Genomic DNA, 12,609 nt, shown 5'->3' with positions numbered 1-12,609 from the left:
CGAAATTGAGGACGATATTTTCCCGATTGCCGGCGGTTCGGCGAAAAATTGCTTCGAGGAGGCGAAAAAGGCAACATTCAATGCATCTAAATTCTATAAACTCGGTAGAGTTTGTGCAGTTCAACGGAGGCGGGAATGACCAAACCTCATTTCAGGAAACTGCTCGGCGCGCTGGTCGCCACATCTGCCCAGTTCGGCACGCTCGGTTTCGCGTTTGCGGATACGACCATTCTGAATGTGTCCTACGACCCGACGCGTGAACTTTACAAAGCCTATGACGAGGCGTTTGCCGCGCACTGGAAGGCGGAGACCGGCGAAACCGTCACCATCCAGCAGTCGCACGGTGGATCGGGCGCCCAGGCCAGGGCAGTGATCGACGGCCTCGACGCCGACGTGGTGACGCTGGCGCTCGAAGGCGACATCAACGCCATCGTCTCGAAGACGAAGAAGATCAACCCGGACTGGCGCACGAAGTTCGAGAACAACTCGGCGCCTTACACCTCGACCATCATCTTCCTGGTGCGCAAGGGCAATCCCAAGGGCATCCACGACTGGAACGACCTGGTCAAGGACGGCGTCCAGGTGATCACCCCGAACCCGAAGACCTCCGGAGGCGCGCGCTGGAACTATCTTGCCGCCTGGGCCTATGCGAACGCCAGTGACGGCAGCGACGAAGCCAAGACCAAGGAGTTCGTCGCCAAGCTTTATGCGAACGTCCCGGTCCTCGATACCGGCGCGCGTGGCTCGACGGTGACCTTCGCGCAGAAGGGCCTGGGCGACGTGCTGATCGCCTGGGAGAATGAAGCCTATCTCGCGCTCGACGAATTCGGCGCCGACAATTTCGATATCGTCTATCCGCCGACCTCGATCCTGGCCGAACCGCCGGTCGCCGTCGTCGACGCCAATGTCGATGCCAAGGGCACGCGCAAGGTCGCGGAAGCCTATCTGAGCTGGCTCTATTCCAAGGAAGCCCAGACCATCATCGCCAAGAACCACTATCGCCCGGCCAAGCCCGACCTGGTGCCGGCCGAGGACCTTGCCAAGCTGCCGGCAGTCAAGCTGGTCACCATCGACGACCCGCAATTCGGCGGCTGGAAGAAAGCGCAACCTTACCATTTCGGCGACGGTGGTATATTCGACCAGATCTACAAGCCGGCGCAGTGAGCCGGACGGCCGGCGAGCCTCACGGGCATGCCGGCCGAATGCGACTGAGCAAAGCCATTCTGGTTTGAACAGAAGGGACGATCCAGAACAGCATGACCACAGCACCCGCCAAGGCGGGGTGGCGATTCAGACAGCCGAGTGTCATTCCAGGCTTCGGATTGACGCTCGGCTTCTCGCTTGCCTACCTCACACTCATCATCCTCATCCCGCTTTCGGGGCTGGTCTGGCGTTCGGCGGCGCTCGGCTGGGCCGATTTCTGGGCGATCGCCGTTGACCGACGCACCCTCAACGCGCTGAAGATAAGCTTCGGCACCGCCTTCCTGGCGGCTGCCGTCAACGTCGTATTCGGCACCGTCGTCGCCTGGGTGCTGGTCCGCTACCGCTTTCCCGGCCGCCGCATCGCGGACGCGATGGTCGACCTGCCCTTCGCCCTGCCCACGGCCGTCGCCGGCATCGCGCTCACCACGCTCTATGCGCCGAATGGCTGGATCGGCCATCTCCTGGCGCCGCTCGGCATCAAGGTCGCCTACACGCCGCTCGGTATCGTCATCGCGCTGGTGTTCATCGGCTTGCCCTTCGTCGTGCGTACCGTCCAGCCGATCATGGAAGAGATCGACAAGGAGGTCGAGGAAGCCGCCGCCACGCTCGGCGCCAGCCGTTTGCAGATCGTCACCCGCGTGCTTTTCCCAGGCCTGGCGCCAGCGATCGTCACCGGCTTCTCGCTCGCCTTCGCGCGCGGCGTCGGCGAATACGGCTCGGTCATCTTCATCGCCGGCAACCTGCCCTTCAAGTCCGAGATCGCGCCGCTTCTGATCGTGATCAGGCTCGAGGAATACAACTACGAGGCGGCGACCGCGATCGCCGCGATCATGCTGGCGCTGTCCTTCCTGATGCTTCTGGTCGTCAATCTCGTCCAGACATGGAGCCGCAAGCGCTATGGCTGATCCCGAGATCAAATCCTACGAGCCGCATCACGAGAGCCAGTCGGCAGCGGTGACCGAAAGCCGGCCAGTCAAGGCCGTGCTGATGGCAATCGCCCTCGCCTTCCTCGCCGTCTTCCTGCTTTTGCCGATGATCGTCGTCTTCCATGAGGCGCTCGCCAAAGGCGTCGGCGCCTACACGGAAGCCCTTTCCGGCCCCGACACGCGCTCCGCCATCCGCCTGACATTGCTTGTGGCGGCGATCTCCGTGCCGCTCAACGTCGTCTTCGGCATCTCGGCCGCCTGGGCGATCGCCAAGTTCGAATTCAAGGGTAAGGCGTTCCTGACCACGCTGATCGACCTGCCTTTCTCGGTCTCGCCGGTCATCTCCGGCCTGGTCTATGTGCTTCTCTTCGGCGCGCAAGGGCTGCTCGGCACCTGGTTGAAGGCGCATGGCATCGTCATCCTCTTCGCCGTGCCCGGCATCGTGCTGGCCACCATCTTCGTCACCTTCCCCTTCGTCGCGCGGGAGCTCATCCCGCTGATGCAGGAACAGGGCAATGGCGACGAAGAAGCAGCACTGTCGCTGGGCGCCAGCGGCTGGCAGGCCTTCTGGTATGTGACATTGCCCAACGTCAAATGGGGACTGCTCTATGGCGTGCTTCTGTGCAACGCGCGCGCCATGGGCGAGTTCGGCGCGGTCTCGGTGGTGTCGGGCCACATACGCGGCCTCACCAACACCATGCCGCTGCATGTCGAGATCCTCTACAACGAATACAACGCCGTCGGCGCCTTTGCCGTCGCTTCGCTGCTCGCCGGCCTGGCGCTGGTGACGCTGGTCTTGAAAACGCTTCTCGAGATGCGCTACGGCGCCGAGCTCGCCGCGACGCGCGGGCACTGAACACTACCTGTCGCCCAAGCGTGCCTGGCGCTTTTGGGAGCAACGACAGCATCAAGGAACTGAGGGATTTGCATGGAAGTTCGCGTCGTCAACGTGCGCAAGGAGTTCGAGCGGTTTCCGGCGCTCCACGACGTGTCGCTCGACATCAGATCCGGCGAGCTCATCGCGCTGCTCGGGCCGTCGGGCTCCGGCAAGACGACGCTGCTTCGCCTGATCGCCGGCCTGGAGCGGCCGACCAAGGGCGCGATCTTCTTCGGCGACGAGGACGCCTCGCAGAAGTCGATCCAGGAGCGCAATGTCGGCTTCGTCTTCCAGCATTACGCGCTGTTCCGTCACATGACGGTTGCCGACAATATCGGCTTCGGCCTGAAGGTCCGGCACGGCGCCGCAAGGCCGTCGGGGCAGGAAATCCGCCGCCGGGCGCTGGAACTGCTCGACCTCGTCCAATTGACGGGCCTGGAAAAGCGCTACCCGGCGCAGCTTTCCGGCGGTCAGCGCCAGCGCGTGGCGTTGGCCCGCGCCATGGCGATCGAGCCAAAGGTGCTTTTGCTCGACGAACCGTTCGGCGCGCTCGACGCGCAGGTTCGCCGTGAGCTGCGACGCTGGCTGCGCGAGATCCATGACCGCACCGGCCACACGACCGTCTTCGTCACGCATGACCAGGAAGAGGCGCTGGAGCTCGCCGACCGCGTCGTGGTCATGAGCCAGGGCCGCATCGAGCAGGTCGGCACCGCCGACGATATCTATGACACGCCGAACTCGCCCTTCGTCTATTCCTTCATCGGCGAGTCGAGCTCGCTGCCGGTCAAGGTCGAGAACGGCGAGATCTGGATCGCCGACCGGCCGATCGGGCTGCAGGCGCCGCATGCGCCGTCCGCCGAGGCGGTTCTCCACTTCCGCCCGCATGACGTCGAGCTGCTCGACGGCTGCAGCGGCTGCATCGCCGGCACGGTTGCCGCCAGCCGCCGCGTTGCCGGCACCAGGCGCGTCGAGCTCGAAATCGGCGGCGAGCGCCAGCGCGTCGAGATCGAACTGCCGATCGACCATCCCGCGGCACAGAAGAGCCGGGTGGCTTTCAGGCCGCGACGCTGGAAGCTTTTTCCCACGTCCTGAGCTGTCTTTCAGCCTGACAGCTCCTCCGGCACCAGCCTGGCGCAGCCTGTGAATCCACTTGGAAGAAAATCCTAGCAAAGAGCTGTTTTGGCGAGATATTTTCCAGGCCTTCGCCCACCTCTCGGAGCGCGTGCCTCGTCGCACCAGGCTTTCCCGACTATGGTCTCGCCATAGCTTGATCCATTTCCAAGGAGCCCTGTTTTCATGAAGCGTCTGTTGCTCTGCATTGCAGCTTTTGCCGGTCTCGTCCTCGCGTCCTCCCAAGCCTGGTCGGCCGACAAGCTTTTGAATGCATCCTATGACGTCGGCCGCGAGCTGTTCGTCGACGTCAACAAGGCCTTCATCGCCAAGCACCCCGGCGTCACCGTCGATCAGTCGCATGCCGGCACCTCGGCGCAGGCGCGCGCGATCGCCGAAGGTCTTGGTGCCGATGTCGTCACCTTCAACCAGGTCACCGACGTCGATTTCCTGGTCAAGAAAGGACTGGTCTCAGCCGATTGGCAGAAAGATTTCCCGGACAACGCCTCGCCCTTCTATTCGCTGCCGTCCTTCCTGGTGCGCGCCGGCAATCCCAAGCACATCAAGGACTGGAACGATCTGGTGCGTGACGACGTGCAGGTGATCTTTCCGAACCCGAAGACGTCGGGCAATGCGCGCTACACCTATCTCGCCGCCGCCGCCTACGCCAAGGAAGCCTTCAAGGGCGACGACGCCAAGGTGAAGGAGTTCATCACCAAGCTCTTCAACAACGTGCCGATCTTCGACACCGGCGGCCGTGCCGCCACAACCACTTTCGTCCAGCGTGAGATCGGCGACGTGCTGATCACCTTCGAATCGGAGACGCGCGGCATCCGCAAGGAGTATGGCGACGACAAGTTCGAGCAGGTCACGCCTTCGGTCAGCCTGCTGGCCGAGTTCCCGGTAGCGATCGTCGACAAGGTGGCCGACGAGCATGGCAGCCGCGATCTCGCCAAGTCCTATCTCGACTTTCTCTACACGCCGGAAGGCCAGGACATTGCCGCCGGGAACGGCCTGCGGGTTCGCGACGCCTCGGTGGCCGCCAAGCACAAGGCCGACTTCCCGGACGTCCGGCTACTGACTGTTGAGGAAGTCTTTGGCGGCTGGGACAGAGTACAGAAGGAGCATTTCGCCGCCGGCGGGCTGCTCGATCAGGCCTACGGCAGCCGCTGAGCCGCCACACAATCAGGAAGCGCAGGAAAGCCGGCTTTAGCCGGCTTCCTCATTTAAGCCGGCCAGCATTTCGCAGCGGAAATCCGGCGCCCAAGTGAAAAACGTTACGAAGAATCAACGCGTTTGCGCCTAAGCTGCCGGGCAAATTATTGGACCAGGCGGTCAACTGTCATGATTTGCACACAAACAACCGCCAGATGCAGGCGCATTGGGGTTTGATGAATTGAATCGGGCATGCTGACCAAAAAAGGCAAATACGGCCTCAAGGCCCTCGTGCATCTTTCCGGTCTACCGGCTGGCCAGCTTGCATTCGTCAACGACATCGCCGTCGCCAACAACATCCCGAAGAAATTCCTGGATGCGATCCTGGGCGAATTGCGCAATGCCGGTTTCGTCCAGAGCCGCAAGGGCAAGGAAGGCGGCTACCGCCTCGCCCGGCCCGCTTCCGAGATCAAGATCGGCCATGTCGTGCGCGTGCTCGACGGCCCGCTGGCGCCGATCCCTTGCGCCAGCCGCACGCAATACCAGCGCTGCGAGGATTGCGACGAGGCCACCTGCCAGGTCCGCCACATGATGCTGGAAGTGCGCCAGGCGATCGCCGAGGTGCTCGACAACCGCAGCCTCGCCGCCATGCGCGACGCCGACAACGACGATTTTCCGGCGGAGCTCACCTCCCAGATTTGAAGCAATTCGAGGAAGCGGTAGCGGCCAGGTTCTGCCCTTCGCCGCCGCCTTCCGTTCGCAATTGCGCCCAACGACAAGTCGCCGGCCCGACTTGTCGCCCTCGGTTGCCAGTCTACCGCGGACGCAGTAAAGCGGCTGGGAGGATGAAACAGGGCTCTGACGCATGAGGCTGCCTTGGCTTGGCAATTCCCGCAGGGCCAGCCGGCAACCATCGTCGAACGACATCTATCACACCGAGATCATTGCCGACGTGCCGGTGCCGGAGCGCAACGAGTCCGTTCGCTTCTTCAGCCGCAAGGTTGTCCGCCCCGGGAAACTGCGCCGTTTCTCCAATCGGGACCTGCGCGAGAGCCTGCTGTCCTGTTTCTATCTCGGCGTCGCGGCGATGCTGCCGGTCTCCTGGTGGGGGCCTATCTGCGGCTGGGGGTCCAGGCTCAGGCGCAGGCGCCACTTCCGCAAGGAGTTCGCCCGTTACGACGTCGCGGTGAAGGCCGTGCTCGGCAACGCCGTCGACACGCAAGAAATGTTCGAGGCGCAACTCGCCGCCATTCACCGCCGGCGGCTGACGCTTGCGGCGCATCTCGTCTCCGGCTGGCGCTGGTCGCCGGCGATCCGGCTCGAAGGCCTCGAAGCCCTGCAACAAGCCCTGCGCAACGGGCGCGGCGTCATCATATGGTGCGACCAGTTCACGACGCAGACGATCATGGGCAAGCGCGCCCTGCATGAGGCCGGCGTCGATGCTCATCAGGTAAGCGCGCAATACCACGGCTTCTCCCCGAGCAAATTCGGCTTGCGCGTGATCAACCCGCCATTGGTCAAGGTCGAGAACCGCTTCCTGAAAAGCCGGATCGTCTTTGAGCGCACCGACGCCTACCAGGTCACCACGCGCATCCAGAAGACCCTGAAGGCAAACGGCGTGGTGCTGATGACCAACACCGTCTATGCCGGCTCCACCTTCACCGAGGCCGCCATGGGCGAGCGCGGCTGGACTCATCTCGCCTCGGCGCCGGCAAACTTCGCCGCGCGCGCGGGCGCGGCGCTGTTTCATATGGCGACGATCGAAACGGTTCCCTTTCGCCAGTATCGCGCGATCGTCAGCGAACTCAGCGCGGGGCCACCGCCGCCGGCGTCGCCGGCAAGGGACACCGCGACAAAGAACCTCGTCGTTCAGGCGGAATACATCCTGTCGAAGCGCGACCATATGCTGGAAACGCTCGAACTCTGTCCGGAGCAGATGATGGCCTGGTCGAGCGCCGTACGGCTGACCGAGCGGCCAACGGAAGCCGCGATCGGCAATGACGGCGCCTGAAGCGCCCGAACCGTTCTAACCAACGATCCCTTCCAGGATCCCGGCAACACTTCGCGTTCCGTCGACCGTCACGACCCGTTCGTCCGCGGCAGGTTCTTCCAGCGTGGCGAACTGGCTGTCGACCAGGCTTGCGGGCATGAAATGGCCCTTGCGATTGGCGACCCGGCGCCAGGCGGTCTCGCGGTCGATCTTCAGGTAGAGGAAGACTGTGTCGGGACAGTAGCGGCTCAGCCGGTCACGGTAGGCGCGTTTCAGCGCCGAGCACGCCGCCACCGCTTTCCGTCCGCCGGCAACGGAGATCGCGATGTGCTCGCCTATGGCGTCGAGCCAGCCCTCGCGCAGCGCGTCGGTCAGCGGCTCGCCGCGCGCCATGCGCGCCACGTTCTCCGGCGGATGCAGCCGATCTCCTTCGATGAAGTCGGCGTCGAGAGCCTTGGCGAGCGCCTCGCCGACGGCCGTCTTGCCGCAGCCGGCAACACCCATCACGACGATGGCCGGCGCCGTCCGAAGATCGTTCACGCCAAGCTCCGGGATCTGCGGTCTTGCGCTCGCCTCATCCACGGTCAGCGGCTTGCCGGCGCGCGCCCGTAGAGCAGGAGCATGGCGACGATGACGACACCATAGATGATCTGCCGTCCCGCTTCCGGCATCTGCATGACCGAGAGGATGGATTGCAGGAGCGTGATCAGGATCACGCCGGCCACCGTGCCGAGATAGGAGCCGCGCCCGCCCAGGATCGAGGTGCCGCCCAGCACGACGGCGGCGATCGACGGCAGCAGATAGGCATCGCCCATGGATTGTGCCGCCTTCGACGCATAGCCGGCCAGAAGCACGCCGCCAAAGGCCGACAGCCCGCCGGAGACGGCGAAGGCGATCATCACGATGCGGCGCGTGTCGATACCGGAAAGGTAGGCGGCGCGCTCGCGGTTGCCGATGCCGTAGACGGCACGGCCGAAGCTGGTGCGGGTGAGCACGAAGACCATCGCGGCGCCGATCAGCGCCCAGATGATGACGGCGTTGGGAACCCCCGGAATGGTGAAACCGGTCGCCAGATAGCGCATCGCCGCCGTCGCCGAATCCTGTGGCGAGAAGCCGCCCGTGTAGACCACCATCAGCCCCTGCGCGACCGCGTTGGTGGCCAAGGTAATGATCATCGAGGGGATGCGCAGATAGGCGACACCGATGCCGTTGATGATGCCGATCGCCACGCCGCACAGGACACCGAAGGGGATGGCGAGAGCAACGCCGACCGACCCGTAGGCGGCGGCAGCGCAGGCCATCATGGCGCCGGCGGCCACGGCCCATGGCACGGAAAGGTCGATCTGGCCGAGCAGGATGACCAGCATCATGCCGGTGGCGATGACGCCGAGGAACGAGGCGACTTTAAGCTGCTGCAGCAGATATTCCGGCGAAAGGAAGCTGCGCGAATAGAGGCTGCCCAGCAGAAGCAGGATCACGATGCAGGCAAAGGCCGTCAGCACCGCCGGGTCGGCGCGGCGGATGAATTTGGGCATGCGGCCGGCAAGGCCACCAAGCGTCGTTTCGCTCACAGGAACCACTCCAGCCGGTTGCGCACCCGAAACAGCGCGAAGGCGCCGAGGCTGACCGCGATCAACAGGATAACGCCCTGGAACAGCGGCTGCCAGAGCGGATCGAAGTCGAAGACGAACAACAGGTCGCCGATGGTGCGGAAGGCAAGCGCGCCGAAAATCGCGCCGATAGCGCTGCCCTTGCCGCCGAACAGCGACACGCCGCCGAGCACGACCGCCGCGATCGAGAACAGCGTGTAGGAATTGCCGCTCGCATAGGCAGCCTCGCCGGTATAGGTGAAGAAGGTGAGAAACAGGCCGCCGACCGAAGCCAGCAGGCCTGCCAGCGCATAAGCGAGGAACTTGCCGCGCCGGATCGGCACGCCCGACATATAAGCCGCCGTTTCCGACGAGCCTGCGGCGTAAGCCGCGCGGCCGAATTCCGAGCGGCTGAACGGCACCCAGACGACCAGCACGACGATGAGCAGCGCGACCAGCGAGGTCGGGATCACGTCGAAGAGCTTTCCCGTCAGCGCGTCGGCGAGATCCTCATTGACCGATCCACCCGGAAACGGCCGCAGCAGAAGCCCGATGCCATAAAAGACGGCGCCGGTGGCTATGGTGGCGACGATCGGCTGCAGGCGCCCATAGATGACGATGGCGCCGTTGATCGCCCCGCAGACCAGGCCCGCGGCAAGGACCGCGATCACGCCGAGCGTGGTCTCGAGCGGCGTGCCGACCACCAGCCACGAGGCAAGACAATTGGTGAGAAGCAGGATCATGCCGACCGACAGATCGATGCCGGCGGTGATCACCACCAGCGTCTGCGCCATGGCGACGAAGGCCAGCAGCACGCCCTTGTTGGCGGCTGTCTGCACGACATTGGCGGTGAAGCCGGCAGGGTGGTTCGTGGTGTAGATGATGAACATGACGATGAAGATGCCGAGCGCCAGCAGCGTTCCGCGCTGCTCGGCCATTAAGTAGCGCCAATCCTTCACGCGCCCGCTCCCTGCTGCATATCGGCGCCTTCGCCATGGATGTTGAGCGCGCTGGCGATCAGCGCGTGCTCGGTGATCTCGGTGCCGACGAGCTCGCGTTTGACGCTGCCGTCATAGAGCACGAGCACGCGGTCGCAGCAGCCGATCAGTTCGTCATAGTCGGTCGAATAGAACAGGATGGCGGCGCCGGCATCCGCCAGCTTGCGCATCAATTGGTAGATCTCCTGCTTGGTGCCGACATCGATGCCGCGCGTCGGATCGTTGAGCAGGATGATGCGCGGTTGCCGCATCAGCCATTTGGCGATGACCACCTTCTGCTGGTTGCCGCCGGAGAGCGCGCCGACGGGAATATCGAGCCCCGCCGTCTTGATGGCCAGCAGCCCGACCATATCGTCGATCAGGCGCTGCTCGGCGGCGCGATCGATGATGCCGCCCTTGGCCAGCCGGTCGAGCGCCGCGAAGGAGAGGTTTTCGCGCACCGTCATCGGCAGCATCAGCCCCTCGGTCTTGCGGTCCTCGGGGATCAGCGCCATGCCGACGCGGTCGTCGCTGGCGGCGCGCGGGCTCGATATGGAAGCCGGCTTGCTGTCGATCAGCACCTCGCCGCGCAGGCCGCGCAGCACGCCGAAAAAGGCAAGCAGCAGTTCGCGCTGGCCCTGCCCATCGAGACCGCCCAGGCCCACGACTTCGCCGGCCTTGACGCTCAGCGAGATATTGTCCAGCCGGTCGGCCCAGGACAGATTGCGGGCTTCGAGCACCGGCGTGGCGGCCGCAGCGGAAACGGGTTTCGGCGGGAAGATATGGCTGTATTCGCGGCCGATCATCAGCTCCACCACCTCATTGTCGCTCTTAGAGCCCGCGGGGTAGCTGGCGACGTTGCGGCCGTTGCGAAACACCGTGCAATGGTCGGCGAGTTCCGCGATCTCGTTCATGCGGTGCGAGATGTAGAGCAGCGCCAGTCCTTCCGAGCGCAGCCGCTTCAACACCTCGAAGACCTTGGCGACATCCGCCGCCGTCAGCGCCGAGGTCGCTTCGTCGAGGATCAGGATGCGCGGCTTGCGAGCCAGCGCCTTGGCGATCTCCACCATCTGCCGGCGCGACAGCGGCAGGTCCTTGACCAGCGCCCGAGGATGGATATCGGAAGCGCCGGCGCGTGCCAGCGCTTCTTCCGCGATGCGCCGCTGCGCCTGGCGGTCGATCATGCCGAAGCGCTTCGGCGGATCGGAAATGACGATGTTGTCGGCGACGCTCAACTCGGGAATGAGCGACAGTTCCTGGAAGATGCAGACGATGCCGGCCTGATTTGCCGCGGCCGGTGAGGCGAAGCTCACCTCGCGCCCATCCAGCGTCATGCGGCCCTCGTCGGGCGCCACGACGCCCGCCATGATCTTGATCAGGGTCGACTTGCCTGCGCCGTTCTCGCCGAGAATGGCGTGGATGCTGCCGGCGGTAACTTCAAGATCGGCCTTTTCCAGGGCCCTCACGCCGCCATAGCGCTTGGATATGCCTTCCATGCGGAAGAGCGGAACCGCACCGTCCATTGAGCCTCCAATTGTATCTGCATGAGGCGGCGCCGCGGCTGACCCGCGGCGCCAAGTCATCGATTTTGAAGCTTACTGGTCCGCCTTGGTCTGGCCCATGATTTCCTGCGCGCTGAAATTGATGCCGCAGGTCGGGAAGGAGTTGCCGACGAAGAAATTGTCGGATTCCTTCGGGAAGTAATCGGTGCCTTCCTTCATGTCTGGATCCGAGGCGATCGCCAGCGGCAGCTTCACTTCCTGCGGCACCACCTCGCCTTCCAGCGCCGCGATCGCTGTCTTGATGGCCACGGCGACCTGGGCCGGGCCGGAGCCCGCCGACGTGCACTTCAGCCCGTCTGCCGAATGCTGCGCGCAGAATTTGCGGAAGCCGTTCTCGGTCTCGCCGCCGAACGGCACGAAGGGATGCTTGGCGTCCATCATCGCCTGCACGATGCCGGTGTCGCCGCCCTGGCCGGTGATGCCGTCGAACGGACCGTTGGTGGCGATGGCATCGGCGGTCACCTTCTGCGCCACGCCGTCATCCCACTTGCCGGCGACCTCGGTGACGTCCCACTTCTTGCCGGAAGCGTCCAGCACTTCATGGATGCCGTTGTGGCGGTCGGTATCGACGGAAGTGCCGGCAACGCCGCGCACTTCGAGGATCTTGCCGCCGTTCGGCACCTTGTCGATCAGCCACTTGGCCCACAACTCGCCGAGGCCCTTCTGGTCGACATTGACGTTGATGGCGTCCTTGGTGTCGAGAATGTTGTCGAAGGCAACCAGCACGATGCCGGCTTCCTTGGCGCGCTTGATGACCGGGCCGAAGGCGGTCGGGTTCTGCGCGTCGGTGACGATAGCGTCATAGCCGGAATCGATGAAGTTGTTGATCGCCGAGATCTGCGCCGGCACATCCTCACCGGTCGAGACGACCTTGAATTCCTTGATCTTGGCCTTCACGTCCGGCTGCGCCGCATAGGCCTTTGCCGTCTGCACCATCTGGATGCGCCAGGTGTTGGCGATATAGCCGTTGGAGAAGGCGATGCGGAACGGGCCTTCCTTTTTGGGGAATTTGAAGAATTTGGTGTCCGCCGACCATGGCGAGAAGCAGTCCGGCTGCGCTGCGGGGCCGGAGACGACTTCCGGTCCGGCGGCGATCGCTGCCGAGCTGAGCATGACGAATGCAGTGGCGGCAACGACGCCGCCAACGAGTGACTTGATCATCGGTATTCCTCCCAATTGCAGATCTGCTGAACTATGAAGTCCTGACATGCTCGGCGGGC

12 protein-coding genes are annotated in these 12,609 nt (G+C 64.0%); 7 read left to right on the top strand and 5 right to left on the bottom strand.

What is annotated here, in order from left to right:
- Window positions 1-135 precede the first annotated feature (135 nt).
- From FJ430_RS15380 to FJ430_RS15350, 7 genes are all read left to right on the top strand, one after another.
- A complete protein-coding gene (locus tag FJ430_RS15380) occupies window positions 136-1,164 on the top strand; it encodes a sulfate ABC transporter substrate-binding protein (protein WP_140706475.1) in 1,029 nt (342 codons plus the stop codon).
- A gap of 92 nt (window positions 1,165-1,256) precedes the next feature.
- Window positions 1,257-2,108 (top strand): sulfate ABC transporter permease subunit CysT, encoded by an 852-nt coding sequence (gene cysT / locus FJ430_RS15375; protein ID WP_140706477.1) that lies wholly within the window; start codon window positions 1,257-1,259, stop codon window positions 2,106-2,108.
- A complete protein-coding gene (cysW, locus tag FJ430_RS15370; protein ID WP_140706479.1) occupies window positions 2,101-2,985 on the top strand; it encodes a sulfate ABC transporter permease subunit CysW in 885 nt (294 codons plus the stop codon). Before cysT ends, cysW begins: the two co-directional genes overlap by 8 nt.
- A gap of 72 nt (window positions 2,986-3,057) precedes the next feature.
- The gene (locus tag FJ430_RS15365) at window positions 3,058-4,098 is read left to right on the top strand and encodes a sulfate/molybdate ABC transporter ATP-binding protein (RefSeq protein ID WP_140706481.1); all 1,041 of its coding nucleotides are present in this window, start codon (window positions 3,058-3,060) and stop codon (window positions 4,096-4,098) included.
- A 204-nt stretch (window positions 4,099-4,302) separates the two neighbouring features.
- Window positions 4,303-5,289: a sulfate ABC transporter substrate-binding protein gene (locus FJ430_RS15360; protein ID WP_140706483.1), complete on the top strand. Its 987-nt coding sequence runs from the start codon at window positions 4,303-4,305 to the stop codon at window positions 5,287-5,289.
- A 234-nt stretch (window positions 5,290-5,523) separates the two neighbouring features.
- Entirely contained in the window at window positions 5,524-5,973 is a 450-nt protein-coding gene (locus tag FJ430_RS15355; protein WP_040984137.1) for an RrF2 family transcriptional regulator, read from the top strand.
- 163 nt (window positions 5,974-6,136) lie between these two features.
- Complete coding sequence (locus FJ430_RS15350) at window positions 6,137-7,282, top strand: hypothetical protein (protein ID WP_140706485.1); 1,146 nt, start codon at window positions 6,137-6,139, stop codon at window positions 7,280-7,282.
- A 15-nt stretch (window positions 7,283-7,297) separates the two neighbouring features.
- Here FJ430_RS15350 and FJ430_RS15345 read toward each other — a convergent pair whose 3' ends face one another.
- From FJ430_RS15345 to FJ430_RS15325, 5 genes are all read right to left on the bottom strand, one after another.
- On the bottom strand, window positions 7,298-7,765 hold the full coding sequence (locus FJ430_RS15345) for a gluconokinase (RefSeq protein WP_140706736.1): 468 nt from the start codon (window positions 7,763-7,765) through the stop codon (window positions 7,298-7,300).
- A gap of 80 nt (window positions 7,766-7,845) precedes the next feature.
- The gene (locus FJ430_RS15340) at window positions 7,846-8,832 is read right to left on the bottom strand and encodes an ABC transporter permease (RefSeq protein WP_140706487.1); all 987 of its coding nucleotides are present in this window, start codon (window positions 8,830-8,832) and stop codon (window positions 7,846-7,848) included.
- Window positions 8,829-9,809 (bottom strand): ABC transporter permease, encoded by a 981-nt coding sequence (locus FJ430_RS15335; protein ID WP_140706489.1) that lies wholly within the window; start codon window positions 9,807-9,809, stop codon window positions 8,829-8,831. The genes FJ430_RS15340 and FJ430_RS15335 overlap by 4 nt, the downstream gene beginning before the upstream one ends.
- Window positions 9,806-11,350, bottom strand: a complete 1,545-nt coding sequence (locus FJ430_RS15330; protein WP_140706491.1) for a sugar ABC transporter ATP-binding protein — start codon at window positions 11,348-11,350, stop codon at window positions 9,806-9,808. The genes FJ430_RS15335 and FJ430_RS15330 overlap by 4 nt, the downstream gene beginning before the upstream one ends.
- A gap of 72 nt (window positions 11,351-11,422) precedes the next feature.
- Window positions 11,423-12,550 carry a sugar ABC transporter substrate-binding protein gene (locus FJ430_RS15325; RefSeq protein WP_140706493.1) on the bottom strand — a complete coding sequence of 376 codons (1,128 nt, stop codon included), beginning with the start codon at window positions 12,548-12,550 and terminating at the stop codon, window positions 11,423-11,425.
- Window positions 12,551-12,609 lie beyond the last annotated feature (59 nt).

Origin of the sequence: Mesorhizobium sp. B2-8-5 (genome assembly GCF_006440675.2) — a bacterium.
Lineage (GTDB): Bacteria > Pseudomonadota > Alphaproteobacteria > Rhizobiales > Rhizobiaceae > Mesorhizobium.
The sequence above is the reverse complement of the archived record's forward strand: the minus strand, read 5'-3'. Positions and strand labels throughout refer to the sequence as shown.